Annotated in this window: 16 protein-coding genes; 7 read left to right on the top strand and 9 right to left on the bottom strand. The window is 44.4% G+C overall.

The window, feature by feature from the left end; genetic code table 11:
• Positions 1-6 precede the first annotated feature (6 nt).
• The gene (locus tag V1U08_RS13370) at positions 7-1164 is read right to left on the bottom strand and encodes an efflux RND transporter periplasmic adaptor subunit (RefSeq protein ID WP_014233633.1); all 1158 of its coding nucleotides are present in this window, start codon (positions 1162-1164) and stop codon (positions 7-9) included.
• A gap of 715 nt (positions 1165-1879) precedes the next feature.
• On the opposite strand from V1U08_RS13370, the gene V1U08_RS13365 reads away from it, so the two are divergent.
• Positions 1880-3388: a phospholipase D family protein gene (locus V1U08_RS13365; protein WP_330470916.1), complete on the top strand. Its 1509-nt coding sequence runs from the start codon at positions 1880-1882 to the stop codon at positions 3386-3388.
• A gap of 47 nt (positions 3389-3435) precedes the next feature.
• Here the strand turns inward: V1U08_RS13365 and V1U08_RS13360 are convergent, their stop codons facing one another.
• The gene (locus V1U08_RS13360) at positions 3436-3906 is read right to left on the bottom strand and encodes an ASCH domain-containing protein (RefSeq protein WP_330470779.1); all 471 of its coding nucleotides are present in this window, start codon (positions 3904-3906) and stop codon (positions 3436-3438) included.
• A 233-nt stretch (positions 3907-4139) separates the two neighbouring features.
• Here V1U08_RS13360 and V1U08_RS13355 point away from each other — a divergent pair, with 233 nt between their 5' ends.
• The gene (locus tag V1U08_RS13355) at positions 4140-4985 is read left to right on the top strand and encodes a tetratricopeptide repeat protein (RefSeq protein WP_014233630.1); all 846 of its coding nucleotides are present in this window, start codon (positions 4140-4142) and stop codon (positions 4983-4985) included.
• Positions 4986-4998: 13 nt separating this feature from the next.
• Positions 4999-5394, top strand: a complete 396-nt coding sequence (locus tag V1U08_RS13350; RefSeq protein WP_014233629.1) for a DUF2391 family protein — start codon at positions 4999-5001, stop codon at positions 5392-5394.
• Positions 5395-5402: 8 nt separating this feature from the next.
• Here the strand turns inward: V1U08_RS13350 and soxR are convergent, their stop codons facing one another.
• A complete protein-coding gene (soxR, locus tag V1U08_RS13345) occupies positions 5403-5834 on the bottom strand; it encodes a redox-sensitive transcriptional activator SoxR (protein WP_014233628.1) in 432 nt (143 codons plus the stop codon).
• Positions 5835-5930: 96 nt separating this feature from the next.
• Here soxR and V1U08_RS13340 point away from each other — a divergent pair, with 96 nt between their 5' ends.
• Positions 5931-7139 carry an MFS transporter gene (locus tag V1U08_RS13340; RefSeq protein WP_330470778.1) on the top strand — a complete coding sequence of 403 codons (1209 nt, stop codon included), beginning with the start codon at positions 5931-5933 and terminating at the stop codon, positions 7137-7139.
• An 83-nt stretch (positions 7140-7222) separates the two neighbouring features.
• Here the strand turns inward: V1U08_RS13340 and V1U08_RS13335 are convergent, their stop codons facing one another.
• The gene (locus V1U08_RS13335) at positions 7223-8611 is read right to left on the bottom strand and encodes a carbohydrate porin (RefSeq protein ID WP_065297879.1); all 1389 of its coding nucleotides are present in this window, start codon (positions 8609-8611) and stop codon (positions 7223-7225) included.
• Positions 8612-9276: 665 nt separating this feature from the next.
• Between V1U08_RS13335 and fusA the strand changes: the two genes are divergently transcribed.
• Positions 9277-11301 (top strand): elongation factor G, encoded by a 2025-nt coding sequence (fusA, locus tag V1U08_RS13330; RefSeq protein WP_065300732.1) that lies wholly within the window; start codon positions 9277-9279, stop codon positions 11299-11301.
• 69 nt (positions 11302-11370) lie between these two features.
• Here fusA and V1U08_RS13325 read toward each other — a convergent pair whose 3' ends face one another.
• The 4 genes from V1U08_RS13325 to V1U08_RS13310 form a co-directional block, all read right to left on the bottom strand.
• Complete coding sequence (locus V1U08_RS13325; RefSeq protein ID WP_014233624.1) at positions 11371-11565, bottom strand: hypothetical protein; 195 nt, start codon at positions 11563-11565, stop codon at positions 11371-11373.
• A 193-nt stretch (positions 11566-11758) separates the two neighbouring features.
• The gene (gene nqrM, locus V1U08_RS13320) at positions 11759-11968 is read right to left on the bottom strand and encodes a (Na+)-NQR maturation NqrM (protein ID WP_020334408.1); all 210 of its coding nucleotides are present in this window, start codon (positions 11966-11968) and stop codon (positions 11759-11761) included.
• Between the two features lies 1 nt (position 11969).
• Positions 11970-12470, bottom strand: a complete 501-nt coding sequence (locus tag V1U08_RS13315; protein ID WP_329354703.1) for a NifB/NifX family molybdenum-iron cluster-binding protein — start codon at positions 12468-12470, stop codon at positions 11970-11972.
• A complete protein-coding gene (locus V1U08_RS13310) occupies positions 12467-12757 on the bottom strand; it encodes a DUF134 domain-containing protein (protein ID WP_014233621.1) in 291 nt (96 codons plus the stop codon). The genes V1U08_RS13315 and V1U08_RS13310 overlap by 4 nt, the downstream gene beginning before the upstream one ends.
• Before the next feature lie 394 nt (positions 12758-13151).
• Here V1U08_RS13310 and V1U08_RS13305 point away from each other — a divergent pair, with 394 nt between their 5' ends.
• Positions 13152-13682, top strand: a complete 531-nt coding sequence (locus tag V1U08_RS13305) for a copper resistance protein NlpE (RefSeq protein WP_014233620.1) — start codon at positions 13152-13154, stop codon at positions 13680-13682.
• Positions 13683-13808: 126 nt separating this feature from the next.
• On the opposite strand, the gene V1U08_RS13300 is transcribed toward V1U08_RS13305, so the two are convergent.
• Positions 13809-14693 (bottom strand): LysR family transcriptional regulator, encoded by an 885-nt coding sequence (locus V1U08_RS13300; protein WP_020334405.1) that lies wholly within the window; start codon positions 14691-14693, stop codon positions 13809-13811.
• 93 nt (positions 14694-14786) lie between these two features.
• Between V1U08_RS13300 and V1U08_RS13295 the strand changes: the two genes are divergently transcribed.
• Complete coding sequence (locus V1U08_RS13295) at positions 14787-15686, top strand: DMT family transporter (RefSeq protein ID WP_239948179.1); 900 nt, start codon at positions 14787-14789, stop codon at positions 15684-15686.
• Positions 15687-15694 lie beyond the last annotated feature (8 nt).

The raw sequence follows: 15694 nt of genomic DNA, 5'->3' as shown, positions 1-15694 counted from the left end.
TCCTACTTATTGTACGACGGTTTCGGAGTCGTCATTCTTTTTTGCGATTTGCACCGCCATGCCTTTTTGCGGGTACTCAGGCAGAGTTAACACCAGCTTATCGCTCTGTTCCAGACCGTCACCGACCAACATAAACTCGCCTTCCGCTCTCAGTACGGTAACAGTTCGAGGCTGGAGTTGGCTGTCATCATTGACAACCCAGACGGTGCGGTTTTTAACCAATTCTTGAGGTAAGCGATAAATGTGTTTGAGTTCTTTACCGGTAAAGCTGACTTCAACATAAGAACCAAATTTGATTGGTGGTTGCTTATTATCAATCCCGTATGGGTCCTCAACCTGAATCACCATATTGATCATTCGGGTTGCGCTGTCGATCATACCTAAGTCACGAACCACTTTGCCTTCACGCGTCGTCGACAAAATACCTTGCTGAGTGACAGTGGCACGGAGTTCATTGATGGACTCCGGCAAGAATGCACTGTCAAATCCAGCAATCGGCACATGTATTTCTGCTACTTCAATATTGTTGAGCGTAGCAATACGAGATCCAGATGTAACGAACTGGCCGACGCCGATATCTCGCTCAACCACTAGCGCATCGTAGGGTGCAATGACTTTGCAGTTTTCCAGATCACGCTTAGCACGTTTCAAAGACGCTTGTGCCGATTTCACCTGCGCCTCTGCGCTTAGTACATGCGGTTTACGTAAATATAAGTCCGTTACTTGTTTATCACTCAGTTGCTTAGCCTGACGCTTGGCGACTTCTGCTTTCGCCTTCTCCTCGATCAATGTTGCACGAGCACTGGCCAGAGCCGCCTCAGCTTGAAGCACTGCCGCCTCGTAGTTATCGCTTTCAATCGTGAACAAGATTTCACCGCGCTTTACGATACCGCCAGTGACAAAGTTAGGGTGCCAACTGATGACTTCACCGCTCACTTGAGCAGAGAGGTGAGTTTTCTCAAACGGCACCAATTCGCCATGGCTGGTAATCACCACTTTGTGGTCGGTAGGAAAAAGTGAAGATGCCTGAACCGTCGGCTCAGCAATGGTTTCTTTCGTCGACTCTTTTTCTGGAGCCGTCGCGGCTATTGCGGCATAACCTGCGTACGAGCCACCAGCAACAACGAAGGGTAAAAGCCAACGCAACATGGGTTTTGATAACATCCAAAAAATCCTTTTTTATTGTTTTTGTCACCGTTTAGCGCTTGATACGACCTACAGGTGTCACATACTGCCAGCCAACTCAAGTTCCTATGAGTAAACGGTGAGGTAGTTGTACCAATCTAAATAACGATTTGATCATCTCGCTATCCGGATTAGTTTTGCATCTGAAATAGACTATTCTGTTCATCTCCAAGTAAAGGTAAGCACTGAAGAACCACCGAAACCTGGACTTCATAAGAGAACAACACTCACAAAGGCTTGAGACCGTAATCCACGGCAAATTATCCTTTAAAAGCTCATAAAACTAACAAAATTTTAACTCACTTCGCAAGTTGTGTACCCTTACTCACACATCCCATACGCAAGCTGCATGCCAGATATATAACCATTAAAAATCAATCAGTTACTAATATTCGTGCAATAGCCCTAGTCATGTATAGGTGAGAAATACCAGATATTAGTGAATCCAACCAATTAGAGTAAAAACATTAATTAAATAAATGATTTTGTGCGTCTAAAAAAGCGAGCCAACACAAACTTCTGAGAGAAAAAATCAACTCAAGTCACAACCTAAGCGAGACATTTAGCGCCAGCAGCTAAAATTCTCCTGTCTAATGTGCGTGATTGTGTATTCAGCCCTGCACGTTGAAACCATTTGCGTATATACTCAGCTTAAGTAACGTTTTGTATTACAAGGATATGTTCATTGTCTCATATGTTTACTAAGCTCATTTTCACCTGCATGTTTACTTTTCTGTCGGCCTGTTCTGCAATTGAGTACAGAGACCCTAGTGAAAAGTCCACTACGTTTCAGTACGGTTACCAATCGGATTCAGCGTTGGCGCACTACTTTGAGGCTTACGAAAAGGATCCGAAAACGGAGACTGGTTTTTATCCTCTTAACCAGGGTCACGATGCACTTCTTGCACGTATCTCGCTGATTGAATCAGCTCAGAAAAGCCTGGATCTTCAGTACTATATCTATCGAGGAGATGAGACCAGTAATTTCATTACCTGGCGACTGTACGAAGCAGCAAAACGAGGGGTTCGAATTCGCTTGCTGCTTGATGACATGCAAAAGCGGAACGATAAAATGATGGCCGCTATGAACGCCCATCCAAACATCGAAATCCGATTGTTTAATCCTCACCAATATCGCTCGGCAAGGCTATTCGGGTTTGCGACAGACTTCGATCGCCTGAACCGCCGAATGCACAATAAATCGCTTGTCGCTGACAGTGTTGCGGCGGTAGTAGGTGGTCGAAATATCGGCAATGAATATTTCTCGTTCGAATCTGAAGTCTCATTCGGTGACTTCGACTTGCTGCTTTACGGAGAAGCAGTTCAACAAACGGCAGACCAATTTGATCTCTACTGGAACAGTGTTTATTCCATGCCGATGGAGTGGGTTTTCCCTGGGTCTGAACAAATCACCGAGGCTGCTATCCAAACACAAGTCGAAAAGCTGCAACTGACTGATAAATTTACAAAAGGTCGTTATAACTTCAATATGCTCGACATGTATCAAGAGTTGAAGAAAGGCCAACTAACGCTTTATTGGGGTGAAGGAGACATCTGGTTTGACTTACCAGATAAAGTGGCGACGCATGAAAGCCAGCTGGTTGGTAACTTGTCCGAGCTACTCAAAAGTGTGGACCACTCGTTCGTGCTCATCTCCCCATATTTTGTGCCAACCGAAACAGGAACAAAAGCGCTGACCAACGCCGCGAAACGAGGTGTGGATATTACGATCGTCACCAACAGCCTCGCTTCTAACGATGTCTTTGCAGTGCATGGCTGGTATTCAAAGTACCGCGAAGATCTGCTCGCTTCAGGTATCAAACTGTGGGAAGTCAAATCCAGTGCCAAACTTAAGAGCAAATGGAGCTTAACGGGTAGTAGCCGCGCGAGTTTGCATGCCAAAGCGATGCTAATAGATAAAGAGACGCTTTTTGTCGGCTCAATGAACTGGGATCCACGCTCGGCAAAACTCAACACCGAAATGGCCGCTGTGATTAAACAACCAGACTATGTTCAAGACTTTCTGGCAACCTTGCCTGAAATACTCAATAACAACGCTTATCGCGTGACGCTCCGCGACGGTGATATTGTCTGGACTGACAATAAAACAGGACAGGAATATAACTCAGAACCTGAAGCAAGTATGTGGCGAAGAATGGGCTCTTGGTTCTCCGGTATTTTACCTATCGAAGATCAACTTTAACCTGCTTCGATTTTAAAACAGCGCCCTAGTCGGCGCTGTTTTATTATTTAATCCAAAGGATAGACGACTTTAAACCGCTCTAAAACCAACAGCCGTTGCTCATGCCATTCAATGCCTAACTCATCACATTCGGCTTGGAAGAAGCGGGCATGAGCCTCGCGCCACCATTGTAGTGTTCTATCCCCTTCACCTTCTGCTCTCGCAAAGTCCTCTCCTACCTCGCTGTATGGGCTGATAGAAACTTCGGTAAGTTCAATCACACAAACGGGTTCACCATCCCAATTCGTCACAACCTGAAGGTGCCCAACTTGAGGCATGGCTTCTCCGTGTTCGCTATACCAAAGTTCCATGCTGCAAGACGCTGTTTTTTGCCCCGTTCGAACCAGCTCCGCGCATAGGTTCGCGTTGTATTCATCAGCACAGTAATAATCCGCACTCATTGACGGAATGGCTTCTCGTTGCCGAGAATTAAGTAATACTAAGTACTGATCGAGGTAACTTTTAGCTTTGACGTCCATAACAAATGCCCTAACAATCAATGAGGTGGAAGAAGCTTAATGGCTCATAGAGCAAAGAACAATATTCTAGAATCTAAAAGATGAGCGGTGCTCTGCTGTCAAAGAGTACAGTTGAACTGCAAAGGCAACGGAAAGTAAGGTAAATATTTCTTTTGTGAGAATTTTGCTAAACGTTTGTGCTATTTGCTATTGTTGCATGGTCTATCTGTATCCCTAACGCAAAAGGACGTTTTATGCGCTTATTTATCGGTATTTTTTTCACACTGATTCTGTCACTGCCAACCTTGGCATCTGAAGAAAAATATTCAGAATCTGACTTGTTAGATAGACCGCTTATGGAGCGCTATATTTTAGACGAGCTTAAATCGCTACGTCAGGACTTCCAAAACTTGGAAAAACGCACGATTACTGAAATCACCGACCGTGAACTTAGCGTCGCTGATAAATCGTTAAACTACGCCAATGTCACTGTGACGTACTTCTTTTACATCATCGCAGGTGTTGCATCGCTGATCGCTTTCGTCGGTTGGCAGTCGCTGCGTGAATTTAAACACAACACCAAAGAGATGGCCGATAAGCGATTGGATAAGATCGCAAGCGAATATGAGAAAAAGTTTGTTGCACTGGAAAGAGACTTAAAACGCAAGACTCGCATCATCAGTGAGAACAACAAAGAAATCGAGAAAATCAACGAAATCCATAACTTATGGCTGCGCGCACAAAGCTCTCAAACACCTGAGCAGCGAATTGAAATTTATGATGAAATTCTGGTTATTCGCCCTGGTGATTTGGAAGCACTCACTTACAAAGCAGACGCCGCAATGGAAATTAATGAATACCATTGGGCACTGAGCATTTGTAATCGCGTTTTAGAAGTGGACTACACGAATGGCCCGGCACTTTATCAACGCGCTTGTGCCTATTCTCGATTAGGTGTTGAAGAACAAGCGATTGAAGATTTAGAGCGTGCCATTGAGTACAGCCCTTCGATTCGTGACCTGTTAGCTGAAGAGCGTGATCTTGAATTGCTACACGGCAACGAACGATTTGAGAAGCTGTTGCAGCTCCATCACGAGTAACGGAATAAACGACATGAGCCGTCACTTTAACTTAGAAGATGCCAGCCAGGTATTGGTTGGCGCTTTTGCTCTTGCAGTACCGATTTCTTTTTCCGAAGAAGCATGGCGCTTGGGTGAAAGCTTGCCGATGGCAAACCTGCTCATGTTGTTAAGCCTCTCAGTTATTTTTCTGAGTTTTTTCGCCTATCAGAGTGTATTCCAAAGCCGAATCCGCCATCGCGTATCCATCTTTATTTTCCGCGTTATCATCGCTTACACCATTGCGGCAGTTGTGGTTGCACTGGTATTACTTTGTCTCGATAAACTTCCGCTCCTGACAGAGCCTTTGGTGGCGATAAAACGTATTATCGTCATCACGATGCCGGCATCTATGGGCGCGATTGTCGTCGACAGCTTCGATAAAGAGTAAGCCTAACTTCACTCATCCAACGTTAGGTTAGAGCCTGAATGATCTTTTCCTAACACATCTTCTGGGTTACGTAAGGCGCACGTTTCAAGCGATAGACAACCACATCCAATACAACCACCCAAATCATTCTGTAGTGCTTTCAACTGCTGAATTTTTTGCTCTAACTGCTCATGCCATTGGCTCGCCATTCTCTCCCATTGCGCTTTGTTCGGCGCTTGATGCTTTGGCAGGTTATCCAGCGCTTGTTTGATTTCTTCTAAAGACAAGCCCACCTGCTGCGCAGCCTTAATCACGGCAACACGGCGTAACACACTTCGATGATAGCGGCGTTGATTTCCCTGATTTCGCCAGCTCGAAATTAATCCTTTTTGTTCATAAAAATGCAGTGCCGACACTTTCACTCCAGAACGTTTCGCTACTTCACCTACGCTGATTTCCATCCCTGACTCCCATTCCAATGATTTTTCAAAAAACACTTTACCTCAAGTTTACTTGAGGTTTTAGAGTGAGACCAAATCAATTATCGAGGCACAAATATGAAAAACAAAACTCAGCCTTATTTAATCGGAAGGTTCTTCGACAGCATATCGTCAGGCTTATTTATGATGGCACTTCCCTGGGTAATGCTGGCTTCGCCAGGAATGGGAACATTTGTCGCGTTAGTATCGCTTAGCTGTACCGCAGTCTCTTTCTTGGTCACACCGTTCTTTTCCACTTTGACTGACCGCCATTCACGTAAAACACTGCTGATTGTGAATCAATGGGTACAAGCGGGAATGGCTCTGGTGGTATTCGCCGCATACGGGCTTGAGCTAGAGTCCTACTGGCTATTAGCTTTTGCGCAGTTGGTGTACTGGGTTTCCAGTAATGTTGCCTGGGCAACCAACAACGCATTTACTCAAGAAAACTACCAGCAACATGAATACGCCAAGATTTCTGGTCAGCAGGAAATCGTTATGCAGTCCACGACTCTCGGCGCAGGTGCACTTGGCGTGGTGTTACTAGAAAAGTGGGGAATGATGGAGTTCGCACTGTTTGCGGCAACGGCGTCATCGTTGGCTGCCATTTTCTATATACTAACGCCTTACACTCGCCGATTACGTGAATCACACTCAGTTTCTTTCATGAACCAACTAAAAGAGAGTAAGCACATCTTTAGCCGTGAGCCTTACTTTTTCGGGTTCATTTTACTTTCTTGCCTCTCTTACCCGGTGTTGACGTACTTAAGCAAATTAGTCCCGATTTGGTTCTCAGAGCAGGACATTACTGGTGATTGGTTTGCAGGCTTTAACATCAGCTTTGGCTTGGGATCCCTGTTTACCGGGTTGATTGTTGCGAAGGTACTTAACCGCCTTCCACACGCCCATATTATCTTCGCATCAATGACGATTCTTTCTCTTACCCTGATTGGCTTGAGTTTCTCATTACATCCAATGGGTATATTGATGCTGATAGCCCTATTTGGTGTATTTAACGCATTAAACCGAATTGCGAGAATTAACTGGATGCATCACACGGTATCCATTCATCAGCGTGGCCGAGTAGATGGAGGAATCAGCATGTTCAGTACTACGGTGCAATCACTCAGCTATGTCGTCATTGCCATGCTGAGTCACTATGACATGACACGCTACGGCTTTATCTTCGCCGCTATAGTAATGATGGTGGCAGTGGGAGCGATGTGGGCACTGCAAAAGAATATTGGTAACAACAACGAGTTAGCCCTCCAAACGGTAATGAAATGAGCCGCACTAAGGTTGGAAAATAAAAAAGGATGACAGCCAACACTGTCATCCTTTTTGTTGTTAACGCTTAAACTAGCAAAACCTTAGAACCAAGTTTCCATCTGCAAAGCAAATACGGTTTCACCACCACGTCCCATAGTGCTTGCACTGTCATCCACGCTCACTGAGTAATTATTAAGATCATCACTCCAGTCAACATAGCTCACCGCAAAGCGTAACTCTGGACGGTCGAAGAAACCGGCTGCTGTTGCCAGCTTCAACGTTGGTGCTACTGTCGCTTTGTAGAATCCGCCACTCGCTTGTTCAACACTGTTGTCTAGGTCCATGTACTGGTAGGTTCCCTCGTAAACCATTTCAAAGTTTTCTGTTAACTCTTGAGCCAAACGAACGTTCAACGAAGCCCACATAAACTCATCATTAGTTTTCACACGATCCTGGCTGTACTCCGCCATCAGCGCTGGCGCAATTCTCCAGTTATCAGCAAAGCGAGTCACGCCATATGAAAACGCTCGAACCGCTTGTGCATCGTCATTCAAGTCACCATTTGAACCAATACCTTTTAGCTCAGCTCCTAACCCCTGACCAATCGAAAAGCCTGTTTTAGAAAAGCCATCATTCACACCGTAAAAACTGTCGGCATGGTAAGCAAACAGAGCATGAACACCACTTTCTGCACGTTTAGTTGGTGACGTGTTGCTAGATGTTCTATCTTCGTTGTCAGACGACACCATACCACTCAACATCACCTGGATATTGCCAATGCGGTTATTGGTAGTCGCAATGTAGTTCTCGATATCAGTACTTGAGCTGTCGATTTCGCCGAAGTCACGACCATAAATAGAGAAGTTCGATTTCCACTCATCCGTGATCTGAACATCGTAAACACCTGCACCAGTACCGGCTAGGAATACGATATCTGAATCGAAAAAGTGAATATCAAAGTTATCACGGTCGAATCGCTTACCCGCCCAAACTGTCGCATTATCAAATGCGCCGCTGAAAGAAGGTAAGTTTTTCAGCTCTGCATACACCTGACGAACATTCAACTTACTGTCGTCAGCCGTCCAATCATTGCTGCTTTCAACACTGTCCGCCAACATGATATGGAATCGAGCACTCGAACCATCATCCATATAACGGTTGTGGATCAAGTTTGCTTCTAAGTAGTTATCATCCTCCAAGCCTAATCGACCAACCGGAGCACCTATCGCGCCAGCCGCAGTCATGTAAGGTCCTGTTCCCGTTGCACCGTTAAGATCATCATTGATCAAAAGACCTGCACGCGCATACCCATGGAACTCGAATTGCGATGCTGTGTTGTCGGCTTTGTTCGCAACTTGCTCCGTTTGCTCTAATCGGGATTCCAACTCGCTAATTCGAGCTTCTAAGGCATCCATATCTTCATTTGCATAGGCAAATGTTGTAGGTAGCAGAGCGGTTGCGATACTTAGTGCCAATACATTCGCTTTCATTATTTATTTCTCCAACATTAAATTGATTATTTCGAGATCTGGCAAACGTTCCCGACAAAATCGATTAAATGTGGAATTAAACCCAATAATAAAGACTAATATCCTGTTATCGGTTAGCCTAATTATTAGTCAACGCCATAAATAACTCGTAAATCACTATATAAAACAAATCGGGAACGATCCCGATAATTGATAAAAAATATTAACGCCATCACGATTTATTGAGTAAGCACTTGGTACTGATCACAGATTTGGCCACCACGAAGGATCTGTTTATCTATGTCTGTCCAGTTCTGTTCGAACCAGCCTATTTACAACAACTTTCAAGTTTATGATCTCGATTAAAAAGCAATCAGCCCCAGCATGAAATAAGTCACATAAAAATCAAGGCTTTTGAGTCATGCTATATAAAGCCAAGTGAATCGTTTTTGTATGAATGGGCTGACTTCTGCCAACAAGATACTTTAAAAATGGTCAGCAACTTCTAATATCGTAATAACCTCTTAATCTGCTTCCCTCAGTAAGGCGGTTGTATGCATAAAGTCATCCGGAAAATGACATGGAAGACGAATAGGCGGTAAACCCGCCCTACTCCAATGCAGTTCGTGACCTAATAACAGGTTTATCTGGAAACTGTGGTTTCCGCACGTCAGCAAGGAGGCTTTATGCCTATCAATAACATCCGCAACATCGCTTTTGTTGGTCAGACTGGAACCGGCAAAACGACCCTCGTCGAAAAGCTGCTCTTCACCTGTGACGCGACGCATCACTTAGGAAGTGTAGAAAAAGGCGATACCGTTACCGACTTCGACCCCCAATCTATTCAATATCAACATAGTATCGAAGCAACTCCTGTCGCGTTACGCTGGAATGATCATCGCCTGAATATTATCGACACTCCGGGGCAGAGTGAATTACTCGGCAGAACGCTCAGTGTTTTTCCGGCCGTTGAAACCTCTGCACTTATTGTCGACCCACAAACACCACTCAACCAAACCTCTGATCGCTTATTTACCTTTGCTCAAGAGCAACAGAAGTGTCAGATGATCATCATTAACAAGCTCGATAACCAAGGTAACCAGCTACAAATATTGATGGATAATATCGTTGAGCATTTTGGCGATAAATGTTTACCGATAAACCTGCCTTCTGCCGATGGCCAGTCCGTTATCGATTGTTACTTTGAGCCTGAACTGGAGCGAGAAACCCAGTTGGCTAAAGTGACAGAAGCGCATGAAACCTTAATTGACCAGGTTATCGAAGTTGATGAAGAGTTAATGGAACTCTATTTGGAACAAGGCTCAGAACTCACTGCAGAACAACTGCATGACCCATTTGAAGAGGCACTGAGAACTGGTCACGTGATCCCTATCTGCTTTGTTTCTGCACAGACGGGAGCGGGTGTCGAGCTACTACTTCGCACCCTGGCTGAAATTATGCCGATGCCAAACGAAGGTAATCCGCCACTGCTTGAAAAAAACGGCAAGAAAATCAAAGTTAATTGTGAGTCTCTGGAACATACCGTAGCGCATGTTTATAAGGTGAGTGTCGACCCATATATGGGAAAACTGGCTTACCTTCGCGTTTACCAAGGTGAAATTAACGCTGGCAGTCAGCTTTACATCGGTGAGAGTAATAAAGCGTTCAAGGTTGGGCACCTGTACCAACTGCAAGGCAAAGAGCGGACAGAGATTCCACGTGCGATTGCGGGTGACTTCTGTGTATTAGCTAAAGTCGATGATCTTGAATTTGACTCTATCGTTCATGACTCCCATGACGAAGACGGCGTTGAGCTAAAAACACTCAATTTTCCAGACTCCATGTACTCTCTGTGCTTAAAACCACTAAAACGCGGAGACGAACAAAAACTGGGTGACGTACTTAACAAAATCGCAAGTGAAGACCCTTCGTTACGCATCGAACATCGAGCAAGAACCAACGAGACTATCATCAGTGGACAGGGCGAATTCCATCTCAAAGTTGCGCTGGAGAAAATGGCTAACGTATACAAGCTAGATGTAGAAACATGCCAACCAAGTGTCGAGTACTTCGAGACCATTACCAAACCAGCTGAAGGCCACTATAGACATAAGAAACAAAGTGGAGGCGCAGGTCAGTTTGGCGAAGTGCAGTTGAGAGTTCGTCCTCTGGAGCGTGGAGCTGGGTTCAAGTTCATCAATAAAGTGGTTGGCGGCGCGATTCCTACTGCCCTTATTCCTGCCGTAGAAAAAGGAATACTGCAAGCGCTCGAGGAAGGTGCTATCTCCGGAAACCCTATCAAAGATCTTGAAGTGACCGTCTATGATGGCAAATACCATTCTGTTGACTCTAAAGAGATAGCCTTTGTCATTGCGGGTAAAAAGGCGTTTTTGGATGCAGTTAATAATGCCGACCCGATTGTTCTTGAGCCAATCATTCAGATGGAATTACACATTCCAACCATTAACGTTGGGGATGTATCAGGTGATTTGTCTGGTAACCGAGGATTAATTGAAGGCACTGAGCCTGTGGATAATAACTTCACTCTGATCAGAGCGAAATCTCCAGTGAATGAACTGCAAGACTACGCCCGAAGATTACGTGCGATTACCGGAGGTGAAGGCAGTTTCAGTATGACGTTGAGTCACTACGAACCCGCGCCACCAGCGGTGCAGAAACAAGTCTGTCAAAGCAGTACCCAGCAGAACTAATTGCTGAGTAAAAAGCCGTAAATAAAAGCGCCCTCATGTCGAGGGCGCATTTTTTATTTGTATTCGGAGCTATTTATCGAGCGACAATCCAATTTGACTGATTTTACTTTCGAACTCTTCGACACTTTCCGCTTTGTAAGTCGGTGAACCGTTAAAGTAACGTGGTTTCTCTGGCAGCATCGCATTTTTCAGCTCTATTTCTTGATCAAGATTGTCATGATAAACCGTCACGCGATGTGGAATATCCTGCTTCATTACAGCCATATTGGTTCTCCTTTATTAACACGAATTTTAAGCGTAGACCTAAATACAGAGACCAACAAAACCCTAGAGCAAAATTTAGACAACCACGACAACTTTTACGCAATTAAATGCATTAAATTTATTACTCTTCATTCTCTGAATTAGAAGAGGAATAGACAGACTTAAGCTAGGTTCACCCGATTGGATTTTTGTTTTAATGCTCCGATGACGAGTGTGGCTCTGAAATTTGATACAAGCGACGTTGAGATTCAGAACACGAGGTTTCACAGTTACACACTTTGTCGACACCAACATTATTCAGGCCACCACAGCTGCCTTGAATGCGCTTGTTGTGGAAAATCACACCAAGCGACATCAATAAAATAATTAGGAGAAAACCAACAAAGGTAAATACCCAGACCATGCTAACCAACCTTGTTATCTGAAGCCTTTAAACTAAGTATAGCGGGGCTGGATTTCAGTGCTAACAACTCGCGAGGCGGTTTCGGGCGGCTCAAGATTGACGGTTTGGATTGTTTACCACCACAACCACATGATCCACAACCATCTTTTTTGTTGTGATTGGCCGAAGGTCGACCTTGAGACACGTCGGTCAGCGGTGTTCTGGCAACGCCCAAAACGTCTTCTATAGAGCTACGAGTAGACAACCGAAATACCTGCTTTCCATTACTCAGTAATTTTTCCAGTGCTCGTTCACCAATATTACGAACCAGCACTGCATCGACGTTGTACTGATCCAATGACTGGATCATCTGAGATTTTGCTTTACAGCCAGACTGCGGCATCGCAGCGATATTAGCTAAATTTTGCAGCATTCCGTCTTCATCGGAATAAATAGCGATATAGGGCGCTTTGACAAAGTGGTTGGCTACGCGCTCACCATCATTAGGAACAGCATAAATCATAAGTTCGACTCCTCATTGGGAAAAACCAGTGCATGACCTTCAACTAAACTTTTTGCGACTTTAAATCGTGCTCTTTTTACCGTGTTGCCAAAAGTTTGTCTCGAAATACCCATTTGATCGGCAGCTTGCTGTTGACTTAATCCTTCTAAATCAGCGAGACGCAGTGCTTCGAGTTCTTCGGGCAGTATGTTGACTTGTTCCAATTGCTGAAACGGCACACCATTTGGCTTGAAACAGTGATGGGCAGCTCGCCCGCATATTTTCCGTTCTATTTTTGGCCTAGCCATCGCCATTCCTCTTAATTCTCAACAAACCCAATAACTCCAAGAAACAGGTTATTGGCATACACGTTACGCCCGTTTATGGCATACGCCAACAATATTATTGGCATATGCCATAAAGCTAAGTTTGCAAAAATCGTAGTTAAAGAAAAAACAGGAAGCGTCTTATAAGGAGAAACAGTCTAAATTAGTGACACTTTTGATACTTGTGCAAAATAAATACGCAATAAACCCGTAAGGCGCAATAGCTTTACACTGCTCTGATTGTTCTGACATTTTCATGCCAGTAACTGATTCTTATTGACACAACGATATCATTCCCTTGCTTTGTTATGACGTAAATTTCATAAGTGGGGCTAACATTAACGGCATACATAATCTTTATTGAAAGAGGGATAAAATGAAAAAGACAATGTTGGCAGTAACGAGTGCGGTTATTATTCTTGCGGGCTGTCAAGACGAAAAACCAGCAGAAATGACTGCGGTAGAAACGCCTCAAGTAGAAGAAGTGCAAGTCGCTGAAGCAACTGACGCAATGCCAGCGCCAGAAGAGCAAGCAGTAGAAGAACAAGGCATTTCAGCAGAAACATTTGTCGACACTCAACACAATGCAAGCAACGCTCTTGATTGGAATGGCACTTACCAAGGTACACTTCCATGTGCAGACTGCTCTGGTATTGATATCACTATCACTCTAAATCAAGACGGTACTTACCTGCTTGAGCAAAGCTACCAAGGCAAAGAAGATGGCCAATTCAAGTCAGAAGGTCAATTCAGCTGGGATGAAAGTGGCAGCACGGTAACGTTAACCAACGAAGACGCACCGAACCAGTACTTTGTCGGCGAGAACGTATTAATGAAGCTAGACATGAACGGTGAAAAAGTAACAGGCGAACTTGCTAATAATTACAACCTAATCAAACAGCAATAAGCGCTATTATGTTGTGAAAAAGTACCCAAACCGAGCAGACTCCTGCTCGGTTTTTTCATGTCAGCTCAAGTGAAAAGTACCCTGCGATCCCGCTATTGGTATTTGGTCTAAAAAGTCTCTCTGTATCTACATGCACTGCTGCTTCAACCAGTTGGTTAACTTTATGATCTCGGCTTGCTTAGCGCGGCTTTTCTTATGAACAAAGTAAAAGCTATCGCCAGTATCTAAACCGTGAGATGGGATATAAACCAAGTCATGTGCGATATCTCGTTCGTTAAGCATAAAGTCGTTTGCAAATGCGATACCTTGGTCATAACGCGCAGCCTCTATCGCTAATAGCATATGGCTAAAATGCTGCATATCGACATTACCTGGCAAAGTAAATCCGCCCGCCTTACACCACTCAGACCAATCCTTTCCACGCTCGCGATAGACAGAGTCGGTGGAGAGAAGTGGATACTGCCAAAACGCTTCCGGCATCGGCATTTCTTGCATCTCTTTCCATAATTTATGGCTACAAACCGGATATAAAATGTCCTTATATAAGTGAACAGAGACATAATTTCGCTTTGGTTTTTGCACCGTGATGAAACAATCTCCAACACTCTCGGTTTGCTCTGGGTCTCCCGCCATCATGTTAAGCGTAAGTTCAATCTCGGGATGCAAGCGTTTAAAATCAGACAAACGTGGAATCAGCCATTTTACCGCTAGCGAGCTATAAATCGCCAAACGAATGCTGCCCTTCTCACCTTCACGAACCTTCTGGCTCGCCATCGCGATGGCAGTAATTGCAGGGCTGATGTCTTCCAGATATTGCGTGCCAGTATCAGACAAAGAGAGCTTTCTGCCTTGGCGAATGAACAACGACTCACCGAGGTAATCCTCGAGTAAACGGATCTGGTGACTCACAGCACTTTGCGTCACATTGAGCTCTTCAGCAGCAAGCGAAAAGCTTAAATTTCGCGCCACAGATTCGAAGCAGTGAACCGCTCTAAGCGGGGGTAATTTCATTATCTAAAAATCTCATACTTAAACTAATAAATATCACTTCACTTCATCCTATGACATCACCTACTCTTGCGCAAAGAATGAGGAGATAAAAAAGTGAAAGTTACATCTGTCGGAGCAGCAATGCTGCTATTAATTGTTGGAAACCTTATTGCGGTAATTTCAGACGCTTTGATTAAAAGTGTCGGTAATGATGTGCCCGTTTTTCAGTTTGTGCTATTCCGACAAGTTTCCGCTGTACTGTTTCTGCTGCCTTTTTGTTTACTGAGTCGACCAACTCATTTTATGGAAGGGTTTAAATGGCATGCCATTCGTGCACATGTATGGTTACTGGGCGCGATATTCATGGTCTTTGCAATTTCATCTTTGCCGCTGGCGACTGCAAACGCGATTTTCTATGCCGCTCCATTAATGATGTTGCCTATTGCAGCACTGTTTTTCAAAGAGCAGCTTTCGAAACAATCTGTCGCTGCTGCCATCATGGGCTTTTTAGGCGTGTTAGTCATCATTCGCCCGGATCAAATCGATTGGGCGGCGATTTCAGCATTTGTTGTAGCGATGAGTATTGCGGTCAATAACTTATTGATTCGAAAAATACCTAGAGAACAGTCCGTGATGCACACTTTGCTTATGACGAATTTAGCGGGTATCCCTGTTGCACTGTTGCTTGTTTTTATTGAAGGGAAACCTTGGGATTGGAGTGCTTTCCCAGTCGCCGCAGGTTCCAGCTTATTTATCATGATATACGCAGCGACATGTGTACTCGCGTACCGTTCAGTAGAAAGCAATAAGATTGCCAGTGCGGAATACAGTGGCTTGATTGGCGCAGCCGTTATTGGCTTTATTTGGTTTGATGAATTGCCGGACATATTCATGGCTATTGGCACGGTCATGATAATAGTACCGTTGATTTGGCTGTCGAAGCGCGAACGTCGTATTCGAAAACAACAAGCTCAAATTCAAGTCAATCAGGAGCAACAGCCGCAGGTTACCTGATACCAGAT

The organism is Vibrio sp. YYF0003, assembly GCF_036350715.1.
GTDB lineage: Bacteria > Pseudomonadota > Gammaproteobacteria > Enterobacterales > Vibrionaceae > Vibrio > Vibrio natriegens.
The sequence above is the reverse complement of the archived record's forward strand: the minus strand, read 5'-3'. Positions and strand labels throughout refer to the sequence as shown.

Bases quoted from the DNA above. Each gene is read 5' to 3' on its own strand.
- V1U08_RS13370 (WP_014233633.1), bottom strand. From the start codon at position 1,164: ATGTTATCAAAACCCATGTTGCGTTGGCTTTTACCCTTCGTTGTTGCT.
- V1U08_RS13365 (WP_330470916.1), top strand. From the start codon at position 1,880: ATGTTTACTAAGCTCATTTTCACCTGCATGTTTACTTTTCTGTCGGCC.
- V1U08_RS13360 (WP_330470779.1), bottom strand. From the start codon at position 3,906: ATGGACGTCAAAGCTAAAAGTTACCTCGATCAGTACTTAGTATTACTT.
- V1U08_RS13355 (WP_014233630.1), top strand. From the start codon at position 4,140: ATGCGCTTATTTATCGGTATTTTTTTCACACTGATTCTGTCACTGCCA.
- V1U08_RS13350 (WP_014233629.1), top strand. From the start codon at position 4,999: ATGAGCCGTCACTTTAACTTAGAAGATGCCAGCCAGGTATTGGTTGGC.
- soxR (WP_014233628.1), bottom strand. From the start codon at position 5,834: ATGGAAATCAGCGTAGGTGAAGTAGCGAAACGTTCTGGAGTGAAAGTG.
- V1U08_RS13340 (WP_330470778.1), top strand. From the start codon at position 5,931: ATGAAAAACAAAACTCAGCCTTATTTAATCGGAAGGTTCTTCGACAGC.
- V1U08_RS13335 (WP_065297879.1), bottom strand. From the start codon at position 8,611: ATGAAAGCGAATGTATTGGCACTAAGTATCGCAACCGCTCTGCTACCT.
- fusA (WP_065300732.1), top strand. From the start codon at position 9,277: ATGCCTATCAATAACATCCGCAACATCGCTTTTGTTGGTCAGACTGGA.
- V1U08_RS13325 (WP_014233624.1), bottom strand. From the start codon at position 11,565: ATGGCTGTAATGAAGCAGGATATTCCACATCGCGTGACGGTTTATCAT.
- nqrM (WP_020334408.1), bottom strand. From the start codon at position 11,968: ATGGTCTGGGTATTTACCTTTGTTGGTTTTCTCCTAATTATTTTATTG.
- V1U08_RS13315 (WP_329354703.1), bottom strand. From the start codon at position 12,470: ATGATTTATGCTGTTCCTAATGATGGTGAGCGCGTAGCCAACCACTTT.
- V1U08_RS13310 (WP_014233621.1), bottom strand. From the start codon at position 12,757: ATGGCTAGGCCAAAAATAGAACGGAAAATATGCGGGCGAGCTGCCCAT.
- V1U08_RS13305 (WP_014233620.1), top strand. From the start codon at position 13,152: ATGAAAAAGACAATGTTGGCAGTAACGAGTGCGGTTATTATTCTTGCG.
- V1U08_RS13300 (WP_020334405.1), bottom strand. From the start codon at position 14,693: ATGAAATTACCCCCGCTTAGAGCGGTTCACTGCTTCGAATCTGTGGCG.